19 protein-coding genes are annotated in these 17,182 nt (G+C 65.0%); 9 read left to right on the top strand and 10 right to left on the bottom strand.

The window, feature by feature from the left end; all coding sequences use genetic code 11:
* Positions 1-101 precede the first annotated feature (101 nt).
* The 4 genes from lon to F9K20_RS15195 all read right to left on the bottom strand — a co-directional run bounded on the left by lon (position 102) and on the right by F9K20_RS15195 (position 3,782).
* Positions 102-2,489: an endopeptidase La gene (gene lon / locus F9K20_RS15180; RefSeq protein ID WP_291003650.1), complete on the bottom strand. Its 2,388-nt coding sequence runs from the start codon at positions 2,487-2,489 to the stop codon at positions 102-104.
* Positions 2,490-2,496: 7 nt separating this feature from the next.
* Positions 2,497-2,913: an Hsp20/alpha crystallin family protein gene (locus F9K20_RS15185; protein WP_291003526.1), complete on the bottom strand. Its 417-nt coding sequence runs from the start codon at positions 2,911-2,913 to the stop codon at positions 2,497-2,499.
* 130 nt (positions 2,914-3,043) lie between these two features.
* Positions 3,044-3,367 (bottom strand): HPF/RaiA family ribosome-associated protein, encoded by a 324-nt coding sequence (locus F9K20_RS15190; RefSeq protein ID WP_291003529.1) that lies wholly within the window; start codon positions 3,365-3,367, stop codon positions 3,044-3,046.
* Between the two features lie 40 nt (positions 3,368-3,407).
* Positions 3,408-3,782, bottom strand: coding sequence for a helix-turn-helix domain-containing protein (locus tag F9K20_RS15195; RefSeq protein ID WP_291003532.1), 375 nt, complete (start codon positions 3,780-3,782; stop codon positions 3,408-3,410).
* A gap of 327 nt (positions 3,783-4,109) precedes the next feature.
* Between F9K20_RS15195 and F9K20_RS15200 the strand changes: the two genes are divergently transcribed.
* The gene (locus F9K20_RS15200) at positions 4,110-4,358 is read left to right on the top strand and encodes a hypothetical protein (protein ID WP_291003535.1); all 249 of its coding nucleotides are present in this window, start codon (positions 4,110-4,112) and stop codon (positions 4,356-4,358) included.
* A gap of 407 nt (positions 4,359-4,765) precedes the next feature.
* Here the strand turns inward: F9K20_RS15200 and F9K20_RS15205 are convergent, their stop codons facing one another.
* Positions 4,766-5,209, bottom strand: coding sequence for a PRC-barrel domain-containing protein (locus tag F9K20_RS15205; protein ID WP_291003538.1), 444 nt, complete (start codon positions 5,207-5,209; stop codon positions 4,766-4,768).
* Between the two features lie 345 nt (positions 5,210-5,554).
* On the opposite strand from F9K20_RS15205, the gene F9K20_RS15210 reads away from it, so the two are divergent.
* Positions 5,555-6,229, top strand: a complete 675-nt coding sequence (locus F9K20_RS15210) for a Crp/Fnr family transcriptional regulator (RefSeq protein ID WP_291003540.1) — start codon at positions 5,555-5,557, stop codon at positions 6,227-6,229.
* A 26-nt stretch (positions 6,230-6,255) separates the two neighbouring features.
* On the opposite strand, the gene F9K20_RS15215 is transcribed toward F9K20_RS15210, so the two are convergent.
* Positions 6,256-6,462 (bottom strand): hypothetical protein, encoded by a 207-nt coding sequence (locus tag F9K20_RS15215; RefSeq protein ID WP_291003542.1) that lies wholly within the window; start codon positions 6,460-6,462, stop codon positions 6,256-6,258.
* Between the two features lie 151 nt (positions 6,463-6,613).
* Between F9K20_RS15215 and F9K20_RS15220 the strand changes: the two genes are divergently transcribed.
* On the top strand, positions 6,614-6,811 hold the full coding sequence (locus F9K20_RS15220) for a DUF892 family protein (protein ID WP_291003545.1): 198 nt from the start codon (positions 6,614-6,616) through the stop codon (positions 6,809-6,811).
* Between the two features lie 406 nt (positions 6,812-7,217).
* Here F9K20_RS15220 and F9K20_RS15225 read toward each other — a convergent pair whose 3' ends face one another.
* Positions 7,218-9,266, bottom strand: coding sequence for a sensor histidine kinase (locus F9K20_RS15225; protein WP_291003547.1), 2,049 nt, complete (start codon positions 9,264-9,266; stop codon positions 7,218-7,220).
* Positions 9,267-9,495: 229 nt separating this feature from the next.
* Here F9K20_RS15225 and F9K20_RS15230 point away from each other — a divergent pair, with 229 nt between their 5' ends.
* The 3 genes from F9K20_RS15230 to F9K20_RS15240 all read left to right on the top strand — a co-directional run bounded on the left by F9K20_RS15230 (position 9,496) and on the right by F9K20_RS15240 (position 10,854).
* On the top strand, positions 9,496-9,693 hold the full coding sequence (locus F9K20_RS15230) for a CsbD family protein (protein WP_291003550.1): 198 nt from the start codon (positions 9,496-9,498) through the stop codon (positions 9,691-9,693).
* A gap of 241 nt (positions 9,694-9,934) precedes the next feature.
* Positions 9,935-10,276, top strand: a complete 342-nt coding sequence (locus F9K20_RS15235; protein WP_291003554.1) for a NepR family anti-sigma factor — start codon at positions 9,935-9,937, stop codon at positions 10,274-10,276.
* 59 nt (positions 10,277-10,335) lie between these two features.
* Complete coding sequence (locus tag F9K20_RS15240) at positions 10,336-10,854, top strand: sigma-70 family RNA polymerase sigma factor (protein ID WP_291003652.1); 519 nt, start codon at positions 10,336-10,338, stop codon at positions 10,852-10,854.
* Positions 10,855-10,930: 76 nt separating this feature from the next.
* Here the strand turns inward: F9K20_RS15240 and F9K20_RS15245 are convergent, their stop codons facing one another.
* Both F9K20_RS15245 and F9K20_RS15250 read right to left on the bottom strand, forming a co-directional pair.
* On the bottom strand, positions 10,931-11,740 hold the full coding sequence (locus tag F9K20_RS15245) for a response regulator (protein ID WP_291003557.1): 810 nt from the start codon (positions 11,738-11,740) through the stop codon (positions 10,931-10,933).
* Between the two features lie 173 nt (positions 11,741-11,913).
* Entirely contained in the window at positions 11,914-12,087 is a 174-nt protein-coding gene (locus F9K20_RS15250; protein ID WP_291003560.1) for a DUF1328 domain-containing protein, read from the bottom strand.
* A 182-nt stretch (positions 12,088-12,269) separates the two neighbouring features.
* Between F9K20_RS15250 and F9K20_RS15255 the strand changes: the two genes are divergently transcribed.
* Positions 12,270-14,093: a PAS domain S-box protein gene (locus F9K20_RS15255; protein WP_291003563.1), complete on the top strand. Its 1,824-nt coding sequence runs from the start codon at positions 12,270-12,272 to the stop codon at positions 14,091-14,093.
* Positions 14,094-14,195: 102 nt separating this feature from the next.
* On the top strand, positions 14,196-15,860 hold the full coding sequence (locus F9K20_RS15260) for a PAS domain S-box protein (RefSeq protein WP_291003566.1): 1,665 nt from the start codon (positions 14,196-14,198) through the stop codon (positions 15,858-15,860).
* 52 nt (positions 15,861-15,912) lie between these two features.
* Here the strand turns inward: F9K20_RS15260 and F9K20_RS15265 are convergent, their stop codons facing one another.
* On the bottom strand, positions 15,913-16,647 hold the full coding sequence (locus F9K20_RS15265; RefSeq protein ID WP_291003569.1) for a response regulator: 735 nt from the start codon (positions 16,645-16,647) through the stop codon (positions 15,913-15,915).
* Between the two features lie 135 nt (positions 16,648-16,782).
* On the opposite strand from F9K20_RS15265, the gene F9K20_RS15270 reads away from it, so the two are divergent.
* Positions 16,783-17,169: a hypothetical protein gene (locus F9K20_RS15270; protein WP_291003572.1), complete on the top strand. Its 387-nt coding sequence runs from the start codon at positions 16,783-16,785 to the stop codon at positions 17,167-17,169.
* Positions 17,170-17,182 lie beyond the last annotated feature (13 nt).

Consider the following 17,182-nt stretch of genomic DNA (forward strand, 5'->3'; position numbering starts at 1 on the left):
GCGGCTCTAGCACGGGCCGCAGCAGCGGGCGAGCCCCGCGGCGTGACCGGCCGCCCATTTGCTTGCCTGACGCAACGCCGCAGGCTGATGGCCCGCCGCCGTCAGGCGCTGGCCGCCGCGGGCCGTTCCTCCAGCGCCGCCCCGAGGGCGTCCTCGACCCGCTCCAGCCAGATGAGCTCCAGCTGCCGGCGCGTCTCCTCCGAAAGATCCTCGATGTCCTTCTTGTTGCGGGCGGGCAGCATGACGCGCTTCACGCCGGCGCGCGCCGCGGCGGCCAGCTTCTCCTTGATGCCGCCGACGGGCAGCACCAGGCCGCGCAGGCTGATCTCGCCGGTCATGGCGGTATCTGAGCGCACCGGTCGCTCCGTCATCAGCGAGGCGAGCGCGATGAACATGGCGACGCCTGCGGAGGGGCCGTCCTTGGGGATGGCGCCAGCCGGCACGTGCACGTGGATGTCGCTCTTCTCGAAAATGCCCGCGTCGATGCCGAGCTGGCCGGCGCGGTTCTTGACGATCGACAGCGCCGCCTGGACGCTCTCGCGCATCACCTCGCCGAGCTGCCCGGTGAGAATGAGCTTGCCGTTGCCGGCCGTGCGCGTCGCCTCGATGAACAGGATGTCGCCACCGACCGGCGTCCAGGCAAGGCCCGTGGCAACGCCCGGCACGGACGTGCGCATGGCGACCTCGCTTTCGAACACCGGCGCGCCGAGGATGCCGGCAAGTCCGGACGAGCCGATGTGGATCGGGCCCGCCTCGCCCTCGGCGATGCGCACGGCCGCGTTGCGCAGCGCCTTGCCGATCTCGCGCTCCAGGTTGCGCACGCCGGCCTCGCGCGTATAGAGGCCGATGATGTCGCGCAGCGCGTCATCATCAAGCACGACTTGCTCCGCCTTCAGACCGTTGGCTTCGAGCTGCCGCGCCACCAGATAGCGCTTGGCGATGTTGAACTTCTCCTCGGCCGAGTAGCCGGAGAGCTGGATAACCTCCATGCGGTCGCGCAGCGGCCCGGGGATCTGGTCGATCACGTTGCCCGTGGTGATGAACACGACGCGGGAGAGGTCGAAGGGCACGGCGAGGTAGTTGTCGCGGAAGGCCGAGTTCTGCTCGGGGTCGAGCACCTCCAGCATGGCCGCGCGCGGGTCGCCCTGGATGCCCGAGCCGAGCTTGTCGATCTCGTCGAGCATCATCACGCAGTTGCGCGCCCCGGCCTTGCGGATGGCCTGGATGATGTTGCCGGGCAATGCACCGATGTAGGTGCGCCGGTGGCCACGGATCTCCGCCTCGTCGTGCACGCCGCCGAGGCTAACGCGCACGAACTTGCGGTTCATGGCGCGCGCGATCGACTGACCGAGCGAGGTTTTGCCGACGCCGGGCGGTCCGACGAAGCACAGGATCGGCGCCTTGCCGCTCGGCGCCAGCTTGCGCACGGCGAGGAACTCGACGATGCGCCGCTTGATCTTGTCGAGGCCATAGTGGTCCTCGTCGAGAATGCGGCGCGCCTCCTTGATGTCGATCGGCGTCTCCTCGGGCAGCTTCCACGGCAGCTCGATCAGCCAGTCGAGATAGGTGCGCGTCATGCCGTAGTCGGGGGAGGCCTCAGGCATGCGCTCCAGCCGTCGCAACTCCTTACGCGCCTGATCCTCGACCTCCTTGGGCATGTCGGCCTTGGCCACCGCCTCCGACAGCTCGGCAATGTCCTGCGCCTTGCTCTGCTCGCCCTCGCCGAGCTGGCGCTGGATGGCCGCCATCTGCTCGCGCAACAGCACCTCGCGCTGGCGCTCATCGAGCGCCGCCTTGGTCTGCCGGCCGATCTCCTGCGACAGGCGCAGCACCTCGATGCGGTGCGCGAGCAGTGCCGAGACCTTGTCCATACGCGCCGAGACGTCGATCGTCTCGAGGATCTCCTGCTTCTCCGCTGGCTTTAGATCCATGTACGCGGTGGCGAGGTCGGCGAGCGTGCCGGGCGAGCGCACGCTCTGCACGGCGACGATCATCTCCGGCGGCGCCTGCGGCAGTAGCTCGAGCGCCTCGACGGTCTGGCGCTGCAGATTGAGGAAGCGCGCCTCGATCTCCGGCGTACGCTCTTCGGCCTCGGCGATGCGCTGCACGCGGGCGACGAGAAACGGCCAGCCGGTCAGGAACTCGACCGCCTGGAAACGCTCGTCACCCTGCACGACGAGGTGGTGCGTGCCGTCCGGTGCCGTGACGTAGCGCACGACGTTGGCCACCGTGCCGACGCGATGCAGGTCGATGGGCTGCGGCTCCGCCTGCTCGCTGTCGCGCTGCATGAGGATGCCGACCTGACGCTGCTCGCGCACGGCGCTCTGCGCGGCCGCTATCGAGCGCGGGCGACCGACGGTTACCGGCAGCACCACGCCTGGGAACAGCGTCATCTCGCGCACGGGGATGACGGCGATGGCGTCGGCCGGCAGAGGCGGCGTCGAGGGAGCGGCCGGATTTCCGGCCTCCTGTGCCTTGGGGGCGTCCATTTTCATCTCAACCACGCGAGGGCTCCGCTTTTGACAACAGCACGAGGAGGCAGCCGTCGGCGAACGTGCGGCGCACGTTGCTGTAGCGCCCCGCCGGCAGAGCGAGCCGGCGCTCGAACCTTCCTTGCGGCAGCTCGAGGCGATGAATGACGGCCGAGCCGAGCTCGGCGGGAAGCGTGCGCGCGCCGCTGACGATGAGATCGCCACCGTCGATAGCCGCCTCGACCTGATCCGGCTTCACGCCGGGAAGGGCGACCACCACCAAGACCTCGCGCTCGTTCTCGAGGACGTCGGCGGGAGGCTCCCAGGCCGGCTGGCGCGAGAAGGAGCGCACGGGCTGGAAGAACTGGCGGTGCATGCGCTCGGCGCGCGCCAACATCTCGCAGGCCTCCGACCACATCCACCGGTTTGGATCATCCTTCATGCGATGCGCTCTCGTCCGCTGCGCTTACCTAATGTCCGGCAGAGGACGCCGGCCCATGGGCCATGAAACATAGTAGTGAATTAAGGGATGTCTACCTCGGCCCCCCGAAGTTGGCCGCCCTAAGTCGATGTCAGCTCCGCTCGCTGAGCTGCTCGAGGCGCCGACGCAGCGACGTGAACGCATCCTTGATGGTTGCGTGCACATCCTCCTCGACGCCGGTAATGGCCGGATCGCGGGTGATGGTGATATCCGAGCCGTCGAGCCCTTCGATTTGAATGTGCACGCGGCAAGCGTCGGCACGATGGTTGCGGCGTTGTGGGCGACCGAGGACGACACGCGCCAGCTTTATGCGATCGGCCAGCTCGCCGAGTTGGGCGACCTCGTCGCCGACGCACACCCGCAGCTCATCGGAAGGTTTCACGCCCTCAAAGGCGATCTGCAGGGGGAAATCCATGCATCGTGCTCGAGGATCGAACAGGCTCCATTGCGATGGCTCAGTTCGCCAGGCGCTCCAGGCCTCGTATATCCCTGAGGCGCAGGGTCGCGTCTGCGCCGCTCTCAATCAGTCCGCGATTGCGAAGCTCGACGAGCAGGCCCGCAAGCTTGGAAATATCGACACCCAATAGGTCGGCGACAAAGCCCGACGTGAGTGCCTCGGGCATCGTCCTCGGGTCGCGGCCCTCGTAGGTGTTGTTGCGCGAGATCGACACGAGCAGCGCGGCGAGGCGGGCGAGCGGCTGAGGGTGCACCCCGCAGGCCCATCGACGGGCTGTCAGCGCGTCGTCGGCGCCATCGAAGATCGCACCCTGGGCCAGGTGCGCGTATCCCGTCCGGGCGACATGGCTTTCGGCTATCGAGGCGGTCGGCATTGCCAATCTCCGGTTTGAATGGCGATCAACACTTGCCGTGATAACGGCCGCCGGTTCCGCCAGTTCTCCGCCCGTGTGCAAATTCGTGCAAATTTGTGAAATTCGGCGCCAGAAAGCCGCAGTTTGTCTACGCCGTCTCCTACTTTCCGCCGGGCACCCATGAAAATCCCTTGAAAAAGCAGGAAATCCACCCGATATACGCGCCCCAGACATCGTGCTTTTCGGTGCCTGACTGGCCGCGCATCCAGAGAATCTCAACCTTTTTGCTGGAAACGCCGGGACCGCGGCGGCGTTCAGGCGTTTGCGAGCCAGACAACAGGCGAAGTGGTGAACGTGGTTGAGGACGAGTTGAGCAGTCTCAAGGAACATACTGGCGCGTACGCCGACTGCCACGACGCGTGCAACGACGGTTGCGTGGACGTCTGCGAGGCAGAGCGCGAGGCGCGGCGCAGCGCGGAGCACAAGATCAGGAAGTGCCTGATCTGTCGCGACCCGTTCCCCAGCGCGTGGGCGGGCGAGCGCGTGTGCCGAAAGTGCAAGTCGACCTCGACGTGGCGCAGCAGCGGCATGGAGTAAACTGCTGGTCCTGACCTGAATCTGAGAAGGGACGGCCCGATCGGCCGTCCCTTTCTATTTTTGCGACGCTGGGGGTCACGGACCAGGGGCCGTCTCCTGGGTCGGGGCTGGGCCGGGGGTGCTAACCGGGGTCGAGCCGCCGTAGAACAGCGCATAAAGCGCGGCGGCTGCGATGATGGCGAGCAGCAGCGAAACCGTGAGGACGCGAAAGTTCAGTCGCCGTGGCGACGCCTGGCGGGCCTCAGTCGGAGTCAAAACTTCCTGTGGCTCGTGCATTTTGCTCTCCCAAAATCGAGAAATGCACATGTCCGTGCAAAGGTTCCGCATGGGCACGATGTGCGTCGATGAAATGGCGGCCCGGAACGATCCGGGCCGCCGGCAGGCTCGAGTAGGTCAGCTCCGCCGCCTTATGAGCGGTCTTCTGGTTTGGTGTACTCAGGGGCCGCCTGCAGGCTCTCCTTCGTGGCGCTCGTGCTCACGATGAGATCATCAGCCGCGTCCTTCGCAAAGATCAGCTGATCGAAGGGTAGTGCGACGTTCTTCTCTCCCATGCCGAGAAATCCGCCAACCCCGATGATGACGGCGGCAATCTTGCCGTCGCCGCCGATGAGCACGTCGTTGATGTTGCCAATGCTCTCGTTGGCGGCGTTGCGCACGTTCTCGGCCAGGAGCTCCTTCGCGGAGATTTCACCGGAGCCAAGCGCACCGGCCATCTCGCCGGTGGGTGCCGGCGCAGCGGTCGACTCGGTCGCCGGGGACTTCCCGGTCGCCGGCGGTGGCGTCGCATTCTGAGCGACGGCGGGGATCGCCAGAAGGGCGATGATCGAAGCGGCTGCGACAAGCTTCTTCATGGTGGATGCCTCTTCACCTTGTGGGACACCGACGGCGCGCCTAGCGCCGGAGTGCCCTGCTGCCGATCGCATGAAGAACGGTTTCTCGCAGCGCCGGTTCCGCGCTTCTCGCGCTGCACTGCGCAATATTCACCATACGCGCATGATCCGCGCGCTAAGTGCCGGTGCTCGGAAACAACGATGCCGTGCTGGACGAAGAACGTGCATGTTACTCAGGGAACAGCGCCGCGACGCCATCGTTGTAGAGATAGCCAAACCGCTTAGGGGATTGAGACGGTTCAGATTTTGGCTTGAATGTGGCAGCGGCCATCCCCATGTCGTCGGCTCGTAGGCGTGAGTGTGTCAATGCTTGCAGTATCTTCGCAGCCCCCCGATAGGCACGAGTCCAACAGCGATACTGGCCTTGTCCGTACGCGAGGCTCGACCCGCGTCCGCCGCCTCGCCCGCGGCGAGACGCTGTTTCACAGTGGCGACAAGCGCGACCAGCTCTACCGCGTCGAGCGTGGCGCGCTGTGCCATTACCTGCGGTGGGCCGATGGCCATCACGAGGTGATCGAGTTTGCCTTCCCTGGCGACATCATCGGCTTTGGCCACCTCGATGTGCATACGAGCACGGCGCAGGCCGTGGCCAAGACCATCGTCAGCCCGATCAGCGAGGATGAGTTCGAGCAACTGCTCGCGGGCGATGGCCAGCTCGCGGCGCGGTATGCGGCAGCCGCCGATCGCGAGTTCGACTACCTGCGCGTTCGGGCTCTCGCGGGCAGCCGCAGCGCGCCAGCCAAGCGCGTTGCCTCATTCCTCGCGGCCCTGTCGCGCATGGGCGCCAGCGAGGGCCGCGACCCGAGCATCATCAGGGACGAATTCTCATCTGGCGCGGTCGCCGAGCATCTCAATATGACCGTCGACGCCCTCGCCGGCGTCCTCCGCGAGCTCGAGGCGCGCGGCATGGTGACCTCGGTGCGCGAGGGTCTGCGCATCACCGACATCGAGGCGCTCGAGACGTTCGCAGACACCCTCTAGAGCCAACCAAGGAGCAGAGCGGCAGTCTAATCGCTGCTCCCCCTGGAGCGGATACGCATCGTCGTTTCGAGGATGGCATCCTTCTTCGACCAGGTATGTTGTCCGCCGCACGCGGGGCATTGCACCGGCGCGGCCTGCACTTCCGGAAGCCCCAGGAAGCTGTCCTTATCCGTGTCGATACCGACGGGAATAAGCTCGTTCGTCGCCGGACAGCGGATCATGATCGCGCCCATCGCACCCTCTCGTCAGCGCAGCACGGAACCGTTGGTGAGCCAGCGGCTCCCCCAAATCGCGCGCACATCTCCTGAACCCCGCTGCAGAATATCTTCAAACTCGGCCAAATGATGTTCACTCGGCCCGCCACCAGGTGCCCGCGACGCGGCCATGATCGCCGCTGCGCAGGCCGTCGAGCATCATGAGATTACCCACTACGGCACCCTAGTGTCGTGGGGGGCAGCTGCTCGATCTTCCCGAGGCGGTAAAGCTGCTCTCCATGTCGCTCAAGGAGGAGCATGGGGCCGACAGCAAGCTCAACAAGCAGGCGCCCTGAGGGGCGCGGCCGGACGCTCAAGCAAGTCGTAAAGCCGGGGCCACCTCCCCGGCTTTGCTGTTGCCGCCCTTCACGATGCTACCCGGGGTTCTTCAGCTTCCTCCGGTGCAGAATCGGGGGCCGCGGGTCTGCCGGGGTAGGGATCTTCGGTGTCCACGCCGTCGTCCGGAGTGGCGGCGAGCCGGTCCTCCAGTTGCTGGAGCTTGGCGAGCCCACTTGCGATGGCCACAGGGATTTCGCCGGGCGCTTCACTCGCGCACGCTTCCCGCAATCGGCGCCCGATCAGCTTCGTAAGCTCCTGGTTTCTCTGGACCTTCACCTGAGCATCTCGCTTGAAAACGTCGTTCGCCTTTCAACACGACAATTCAGCGAAAGTTCCGCCCAACCGAGCTTCAATTTCGATCGGCGTGGCACTGCCACCACATGCCCCATGACGGCCTACGACTTCAGGAGGTGGCTGGCGGGAATGTCCAGCGTCCAACGCACCCCGTCGCGCTCGAACCGAAGGTTCGCCTTTCCCTGCAGGGCACGCGCCGTGAGCTGCTCCGTCACCACGTGACCGAAGCCCCGGCGGGAAGGAGGAACGACCTCCGGGCCGCCGCTCTCTATCCAACTCATGTGCAGCCGCGCATCCTCACTGCCATTTCCCGTGCGCGACCAGCTGACCGCGACGCGACCTTCCGGCACCGATAGCGCCCCGTACTTGGCCGCGTTGGTCGAGAGCTCGTGCACCGCCAGACCGATGTTCTGAGCCGCCTCGGGCGTAACGATCAGCCCCTGTCCCTCGATCGCAATCTGACTGGCATGCTGGTCGAGGTAGTGGGCCAGCTGCGACCTGACGAGCTCGGAGATCGAAACGCCGTGCCAGTTGCGCTGGACGAGAAGATCATGCGAAGCGGCCAGCGCCTGCAAACGACCGGAAAAGCGTACCTCGAAGTCGTTGACGTCGCGGCTGGCGAGCTTGGTCTGACGTGCCATGGCCTGGATCACCGCAAGCAAGTTCTTGGACCGGTGCGTCACCTCGCGCATCAGGAGCTGGATGTGCTCCTCCCACCGCTTCCTGTCCGTGATGTCGCGCGCGGTGCCGGTCATGCGCACGGCCTTGCCGGCGCTGAAATGCGCGCGTCCCTTGGCGGCAACCCACCGCTCGATCCCATCGCGGACACCGTTGACCCGGTACTCGACATCGTACTCGGCATTTGCCGTCGGATCCTGCGCGCGCTCGATGGCCGCAAACGTCGCCTCGCGATCGAGTGGATTGAGTGCGGTAACGAAGACCTCGAACGAGACCGGGTCGTCGGCGTTGAGACCCCAAAGGGCGCGCATACGCGTATCCCAAGTCAGTGCGCCGCTTGTCAGATCCCAATCCCAGGCGCCGGTGTCGGCGGAAGCGAGCGCCAATCGAAGTCTGTCCTCGCTCTCGCGCAACGAATGCTCCATCTGCCGGCGCGTCTCGCTGGCCTTGGCCAATGCCTCGCCGACCGCGCGCACCTCGAGGATGGAAGACTTGATCGGCGCGACGATTTCACCGCGGCCAAGCTCGCGCGCGCCTCCGACGAGCGCGCGCACCGGCTCGGACATCAAGCGCCCGAACAGGTACGCGAGCAGCGCGGACAAGAGCGCGAAGCTCACCGCGAGCGTCGCGACCAGCATCCAGGAGCGGACAATCGGGCGGTTGGCGACGGACTCCGGTACGCTCGTCGATACGAGCCATCCGGATTGCCGCGAGTATGTCGAGGCGAGCAGCACGGGCTCGCCGTCGCCCTCTGTTACGCGCCACAAGCCGGCGCGGGCTTCCGTGCTGCCCGCATGCTTCGTCGGCGACGCCTTGCCGACGTGCCTCTCGAAGTCGAGCGAGCGTGCGACGACTGTCCCGGCCTGGTCGGTAACGGTCGCCACCCAGCCCGGGTCCAGCTCGGCGCGCTCGAAGATCTCCAGGATACGTTGCGAGGATATGGATGCGCTGAGCAGGTAGATCGTCTTGTTGCCGCGCTTTACCGGAACGCTAATGCTGAATGTCGGGGCCCCATCGACGGTCTCGCGATAGACGTTCGATACCTGCGGCTCTGCCGATTGCATGACCTGCTTTGAATCGATCGGCGAGACGGCAGACGTTTCGGCTCCCCACTTGGTACGAGTAGTGAGAAGCTGCTTGCCGCCGCGGCTGGTCAGGAAGAAGTCGTTGCCGCTCACTTCCCTCGCCGCCATCGCCTGATTGTAGAAGGCTTTGCGGTCGCCGTCGGTCAGCGCTGGCGAGGAAGCGAGCGCGTTGAGCGTCGTCGTCGTGGCGGCGAGCTCGCGATCGATCGCCGTCGCCACGGCGCGCGCGACATCGGTGATCTCGTCCTCCATGGCGGTCCGCTCGAGCGAAGCGGACCGCAGGATCATCAAGCCGCTGAAGACGAGAGCGGGGATGAGCAATGCGGAACTGTAGAGCAGGAATTGGGCCTGGATGGACCAACCGCTCTGGCGTAGCCGCTCAAGCATCGGACTAAAGGGCTTTATATTTCATCAAACGGTGGCGCCCATCCCCCTTGGCCGTCGCGCGCACGCGCGCGCATAGCGGAATGCAACGCCGCGGCGGTCTGCTTGTTCCCGCACTGCGGCGAAATTTGTGATGAGCACCCAAAGCGCTCGCTCTTGCCGATGCAGGAACTATTCGACGCAGGCACCCGTTTTGAACTGCGCACAACGCCACGCAGCCAAGGAGATAATCATGAACTGGGATCGCGTTAGCGGTAACTGGAAGCAGTTCCGCGGCAAAGTGAAGGAGCAGTGGGGTAAGCTCACCGACGACGAGCTCGACCAGATCAACGGCAATCGCGAGCAGCTCGAGGGGAAGATCCAGGAGCGCTATGGATTGGCCAAAGATGCCGTCAAAAAGCAAGTGGACGAGGCCCTGAACCGCTGGTGAGGTGCCAAGCGCCTCGAATGGGCCGCCCCCGCAAGACCCGGCTTCAATCGGCAAGCCCGCGGCGCAAGCCGCGGGCTGCTGGGTTTCGGGCCGCCGCCCCCCGAATTGGAACTTATCCTCGCATTGGGCGTTGTTTAGCCTTACGAACCGGATGATATGGTCCGCGCCCGCAAAAGCCCCGGTCTCGCGCCCGGGGGTAGCAGCGCGAAATGACCAAGACGGGAGGCGGGAGGGCCGTTCTATGTCCGAGGAGAAGAAGACCTCTTGGGGAAAGGCGTTTGACGCGACCGCCCCTCGAGAGCCGCAACGTGCCGCCGCGGCACCGGAAGGTGGCGCGCCCGCACGCCCATCCTCCCGCCTGGCTCATCAGGATACCGACGAGCGCGAACCCAGCCGCCCTGCACGCGCCCGTAATCAGCACGTGCTGCCTGGGATTCTCGGCAAGCAGCTCAGGGCCGCATACGGCGAGCTTCTCAACGCCCCCATACCCGATAGCATCACGGACCTCATCAAGCAGCTCGAGAGCGGAGAGGCGGACAAGCCCGCAAGCGGCCAGGTGCGCGATGAGGAGGAGAGCAGGTGAGCAGTCGGCCACCGCACGACAGCACGCTCCGCGATGATCTCGTCGCGGCGATCCCGAACATGCGGGCGTTCGCAATCTCGCTGTGCGGCAATCGTGATCGCGCCGATGACCTTGTGCAGGAAGCTCTCGTGAAAGCTTGGAACCACCTCGATTCTTTCGAGGAGGGGACAAATCTCAAGGCGTGGCTGTTCACCATCCTGCGTAACGCCTACTTCTCCGAGCTGCGCAAGACGAAGCGCGAGATAGCCGACAGCGAAGGACAGCTGGCCGCCAAGCTCTCGGTGCCCGCCGAGCAACAGGGCCATCTCGACCTCATGGATCTCAGTCGTGCCCTCGCCAAGCTGCCTCCCGACCAGCGCGAGGCGCTCATATTGGTCGGCGCGGAGGGCTTCTCCTACGAAGACGCGGCCAACATTTCCGGCTGCGCCGTGGGCACGGTGAAGAGTCGCGTCAATCGTGCGCGCTCGCGTCTCAACGAGCTGATGACATCGCCATCGTCCGACCAGCCGGGGGCGACATCGACCGACGCAGCGGACGCTCCGCCCCGCCAACGCTCACGCTCGGCCCGCGCCGTCTAAGTCAAATCGGATTGGGTTCACCGCTAGCGGTGGCCAAGAGAAAAGCGGGCCTCGGCCCGCCTTTCTCGTGTTGCGCTCAGGCGACCTGAGCGTTCGGTCGGTGTGCTTTGTAGTCGAAGAACAACGCCTGACTGATTACCGCCTGCACCGTCTCGGTGCGGAACGGCTTGTTGACGAGGAACGTCGGCTCCGGGCGGCTACCGGTCAGCAGTCGCTCCGGATACGCGGTGATGAAGATGACCGGCACGTCGAAGGACTGCAGGATCTCGTTGACGGCCTCGAGCCCGGAGCTGCCATCGGCGAGCTGAATGTCGGCCAGCACGAGACCCGGCTTATGCCTCTTGAACGCGGCGACGGCTTCGTTGTGCGTGCGAGCCGTTTCGCACACTTCGTGGCCGAGGCCGATGACGAGGTCGGCGAGGTCGAGCGCGATCATCGGCTCGTCCTCGATGATGAGAACGTTGGTTGCCACCTGTTCGGCAATCTCCGATGCGGCCTGATCCACCAGGGCCTTCACCTCGGCCTCATTCGTCTTCAGCACTTTCGCGGTGTCGGAGGTCGAGAATTCTTCGACCGCCATCAGCAGGAACGCCTGGCGCGCGCGGGGGGTGATCGCCTCGAGCTTGCGATCGGCAGCGGCAAGACGCTCGGGAACCGGGTTGTCGTACTTCTTGTGGTTGAGACGCACCGAGTTCCAAACGTCGAGGAAGCTCTGATAGGTGGCGACGCGCGGCTCGAGATCGACAGGGAACATCGACGGCTCCGCGGCGATGGCCTCGAGCATGGCGACGACGTATGCGTCGCCACTTTCCTGACTGCCCGACAGAACGCGCGCAAACCGCCTCAGGTACGGCAGCTGCGGTGCAATGATCTCTGAAATGGACATGATCTCCCCTTTATAGGCCGCCCACTTGTCGGTGTCTTCGTAACCCGCACAAACGCTCAACTTCGGCAAAAGTTCCGCCGCTCGGCAGCCGCGCCCAAAGACACCGCCGACGCAGTACGCTATGTTGTTGGTAGGGCATACTTAATTTCGGGTAGCCTGGCGCTCGGCGGCGGCTATCCGCGGCGCAGCATGCCGCCGATGAATGACAGAACGACGAGGATGATCGCCACCCAGAACAGGATGCGCGCGCCCTCGGTCGCTACGCCGGCGACGCCGCCGAAACCGAGGAAGGCAGCAACCAGCGCGATGATGAGGAAGATAACGGCCCAGTAGAGAAGATTGCCCATGCTTTCCTCGTGTCTCGAAGGCCGGTAGCGGCATCGTAGGGAAACTGAACGGTGCCGCGTTGGTTCCCGCACTTGCGAACACCGAAAGGGACTGAAACCCAGCGGGAATGGGAACCCAAGTCTACAACTGCAGTTGATCACAAGCACCGCACGCCGCCATGCAACTGTCCGCAAGCAACGAAATGAAAAGACGGATTGAGGAATTCGACTGGAGCTCTACTCCGGTCGGACCGATGGAGGCTTGGCCGACGAGCCTCAAGTGCGCGGTCGATATCATCACTGCTTCGCCAGTTCCGATGGTCCTGTTGTGGGGCCCGCAAGGGATCATGATCTACAACGACGGCTATGCCGCCTTCGCCGGCTCGCGCCACCCGGAATTGCTCGGCATGCCGATCGTCGAGGCTTGGCCGGAGGCGGCCGACTTCAACCGCCGCGTGCTCGAATGCGGGCTTGCCGGCGAAGCCCTTTCATTTCGCGACAAGCATTTCAGTCTCGGGCGGCGCGGCACACCGGAGGACGTCTGGACGAACCTCGACTACAGCCCGGTGCGCGGCGAGGATGGCAATCCCGCCGGGGTGCTCGCCATCGTCGTCGACACGACGCCCTGGGTCTACGCCGAACGCGCTCAGCGCGAAAGCGAGTCACGTTTCCGGACGCTGGCCGACAACATCGCGGCCTTCGCGTGGATGGCCGACGAGGCCGGCAACATCTTTTGGTACAACAAGCGCTGGTTCGACTACACCGGTCCGCCGTTCGACGAGGCCAAGCAGTGGGGCTGGCCGCTGCGTCAGCACCCCGACCATGTCGACCGCGTCATGGAAAAGATCAACCGCTGCCTGACGACGGGCGAGGTGTGGGAAGATACCTTCCCGCTGAAAGGGCGCGATGGCGTCTTTCGCTGGTTTCTGTCGCGCGCCATGCCGATCCGCGACGAAGCCGGCAACGTCATCCGCTGGTTCGGTACCAACACCGACATCACCGAGCACCTCGAGGAGGCGGAGAAGAACGCGCAGCTCGCGACCATCGTCGCCACCTCCGCGGACGGCATCATTTCGATGTCCAACGAAGGCCTCATCCAGTCTTGGAATCCGGGAGCCGAGCGCATGTTCGGCTACACGGCTGAGGAAGTCCTCGGTAGGTCGGAGCGTCTGCTGTTTCCTGAAGGCGCCGAGGAGGAGTTCGAGGAGAAGTACCGCCACCTGCGGCACGGCGAGCACGTGTTGCGCGACACGGTGCGTCGCCGCAAGGACGGCAGCATGCTGGACGTCGCCATCAACGTTGCGCCGATGCGGCGCCCGGACGGACGCATTTTTGGCTTCTCCGCAGTCTTTCGCGACATCACCGAGCGCAAACGCGTCGAAAAGCATCTGCGCATGGTGATGCGCGAGCTCTCCCACCGCACCAAGAACCTGTTGGCCGTGATCGTCGCCATGGTGCGGCAGACGGCGCGCTCCACCTCCGACGTCGCCGTTCTGCAATCGCAGCTCATTCAGCGGCTGCAGAGCCTCTCTGCCTCACACGACCTTCTGGTCGCGGAGGACTGGACGGGCGCATCGCTGGAGGAGCTGATCCGCGCCGTGCTGCAGCCGTTCATCGGCAATTCGTCCGAGGCGCTCGCGTGCCATGGTCAACCGGTATTCATCAATGCCACCGCCGCGCAGAACCTCGGACTGGCGATGCACGAGCTTGCCACCAACGCGGCCAAGTACGGAGCATTGTCTACGATCGCGGGTCGCGTGCGCGTCGCGTGGGGCTTCGAGCCGGACGAGGGCGGCGTGTTGCGCCTGGTGCTCCGCTGGGAGGAACGCGGCGGCCCGAGAGTTGTGCCGGCGACGGTGAGGGGCTTCGGCCACGTCGTCATCGAGCGCGTTGCCGGACAGGCGCTGAACGCCAAGGTCGACTATCAGTTTCCACCCGAGGGCGTGCGTTGGACGATTGCCATGCCGCTTGAGTTCGTCGTGCGCTGGCGCAGCACGACCGCCGAGGCGGCACCTGCCGCAGGCTAACCGGAAACGTTGGTGTGGAGCATCTGCCGCGGCTTTCGGCACTTGATCGTAGGGCCTCGTTGGCATTGAATGATCGAGAGCCCCCAGCGAATCCGACCCCCGATGCCCCAGCAATCCAAGGATCCGGCGACCCTCGACACCCAGGCCGAGTTGCGGCTCGCCGAATCGCAAATCGCAACCATCTTGGCCATTGCCGCCGACGCCATCATCTCCCTCAACGAGCAGATGCGCATCATGGTCTTCAACGACGGCGCATCGGCGATGTTCGGCTATACCAAGGACGAGATCATTGGCCAGCCGCTCGAGCTACTGATACCCGAGCGCTTTCGCGCCACGCATCACGGGCATGTGGCTTCCTTCGCCAACTCCCCCGTCGCCTCCCGCCGGATGGGCGAGCGGCAGGAGATCTTCGCGCGCCGCAAGGACGGCAGCGAGTTTCCGGCCGAGGCCTCCATCGCCAAGCAGGAGATAGGCGGGCGCCGCATCTTCATGGTGGTTCTGCGCGACGTGACGGAGAGAAAGCGCGCTCAGGCGGTGCTCGCAAGAGCCAACTCCGACCTCGAAAGGCGCGTCGCCGAGCGCACGCGCGAACTCGAGGCGGAGATCCGGCGCCGTGAGGAGGCGCAGGCCGCACTCATCCAGGCGCAGCGCATGGAAGCCTTCGGCCAGCTCACCGGCGGCGTGGCGCACGATTTCAACAATCTGCTCACCATCGTCACCGGCAACCTCGAGCTGTTGAGCGACGCGACGGAAAACGATGGTTCGCGCAAGCTCTTGAAGCGTGCCACCGATGCGGCCGATATGGGCGCCGCGCTCACCAAGCGGTTGCTGACTTTCGCCCGGCGGCGGCGCCTGTCGCCAGAGATCCTCGATCTCAACGAGCTCGTGCTGGGGCTGATGGAGATCCTGAAGCGCTCCATCGGCGAGCCGATCACGTTGACGACCATGCTCGCCGGAAACCTCTGGCAGACGCAGGTCGACCCAAGCGAGGTTGAGAATGCCATCCTCAACCTTGCCATCAATGCCCGCGACGCGATGCCGAACGGCGGCGAGCTGATCGTCGAGACGCGCAACGTTGTCGATGATGCCCTGCCCTTCGACGGCGGCGGGAGCGAATTCGTTCTCCTCTCGGTGAGCGACACCGGTGAGGGCATGCCTCCGGAGGTGCTGGAGCGCGCCTTCGAGCCGTTCTTCTCAACCAAGGAGCCAGGCCGCGGTACGGGCCTCGGCCTCAGCACCGTCTACGGATTCGCCGTCCAGTCGGGCGGCCACGCGGTGATGAGGAGCGAGCTCGGCAAAGGCACGACGGTCAGTCTCTACCTTCCGCGCGCTGGCGCTGCAGCGGCCACCGAGACTGCGCAGCCCGCGGAGACCGTCCCCCTCTCGGAGCAGAACGAAGTCGTGCTTGTGGTCGAGGACAATGCCGAGGTGCGTGAGCTCACCCTGCAGCGCGTCGAGGGGCTCGGCTACGTAGCGCTGGAAGCGGAGAGTGGGCCCGCCGCCATCCGCATCCTCGAAAGCGGCGAGCACGTCGATCTGGTGTTGAGCGACATCGTCATGGCCGGCGGCATGTCGGGGTACGACGTCGCCCGCTGGATCGGCGCCAACGCGCCTTCGGTAACAGTGGTGTTGACGACCGGCTATGCCGCCGAGGAAGCGCGCCATGATCCCATGGCTTCGGGGGCAACACCGGTCCTGCGCAAACCCTACAAGCGAGCGGAGCTGGCCACTACGCTGCGCGACGCACTGTGCAACGGACGCGGCTAGATGAGACCGATGATTCACGCTTCGGACGGATAGGGTCCGAAGCGATCATGGTCTAAAGCCGCTTCACCGCGCCGGCGAAGGCGTATCCGACGCCCCGTACCGTCTTGACCAGGGTCGGCCGCTCGCTCTCCGGCTCGAGCTTCTTGCGCAACCGCGCGACGAGCGCGTCGATCGAGCGATCCATCGGCGTCCAATCATGGCCTTTCAGTAGATCCATCAACTCGTCGCGCGACAGGACACGACCTGGCTTTTGCAGGAAGAGCGCCAATAGGTTGAACTCGGCCGTCGTGAGCTCCCGCAGCTCATCTCTTGGATCGCGGACCTCGCGGCGTGATAGGTCCACGGTCCAGCCGTCAAAGCCGTACCGCTGCCCCCCATCCGAACGGGCCTCGCTCGAAGCGTTGGCAGCGCCCGTGTAGCGCCGCAACACGGCGCGAATGCGCGCCACCACCTCGCGCATGAGAAACGGCTTGGGGATATAGTCGTCGGCGCCGAGCTCCAGACCGACAATGCGGTCGACCGCATCCCCTTTGCCGGTAATCATGATCATCGGCGTGTTCTTGGCCGCCCGCAGCTCGCGCGCTACCTTGAGGCCGTCTTCACCGCCGAGCTTGAGGTCGAGGGTGACGAGGCTGATCGGCAACCTGTCGATCAGGGCCATCGCCTGCTGGCCATCGGCCGCCTCGACCACCGCAAAGCCTTCGCCTTCGAGCCCCGTGCGCAACAGGGCGCGCACCTCGGGCTCGTCATCGACAATGAGAATGGTCTGCTGATCGCCTGCAGGCATCTTAAGCTATTCGCGGGCCAATGATTTCCTGTCCCTGTTACACGCTGTCACACAAGCGCACAATCGGGTCAAACCCCGGCGACGCCAAGAAGTTAACTTGGCCACCAATTTTGGCCACTCGAAAAGGTAACGCCGGTGCCCGACGATCACAGCAACGGTACGCAAGGCGAATGCTGTGGCTCCTGCGAGAACAGCGAGCGCCAACGGCCGCGGTTTGTCGTCGGAGTATTCACCGACGCGGCCGGCGCCAACGGCGCAGCTGAGAGGCTGCGCGTCGGTGCGGCTGGAAAGGTAAACGTGCTCTCCAGCGCAGGGTCCATGCTGGAGAACGATCTTGGCGCCCTGCCCGGCCTGGGCTGTGGGCGGCTTTTCGAGCAGATTGCCCGCCACCTGGAATCGGGTGCATCGATCGTTATCGTCGATGTGCAAAGCCCTGAGCACCAGCTCGGCGTATCGCGAGTGCTGCTAGAATCAAAATGCGACCTGTTGGTGACGCACGATGGCACGCGCCACGCCGATTGACATTGGCTTGGAC

The organism is Hyphomicrobium sp. (assembly GCF_009026145.1).
GTDB lineage: Bacteria > Pseudomonadota > Alphaproteobacteria > Rhizobiales > Hyphomicrobiaceae > Hyphomicrobium_A.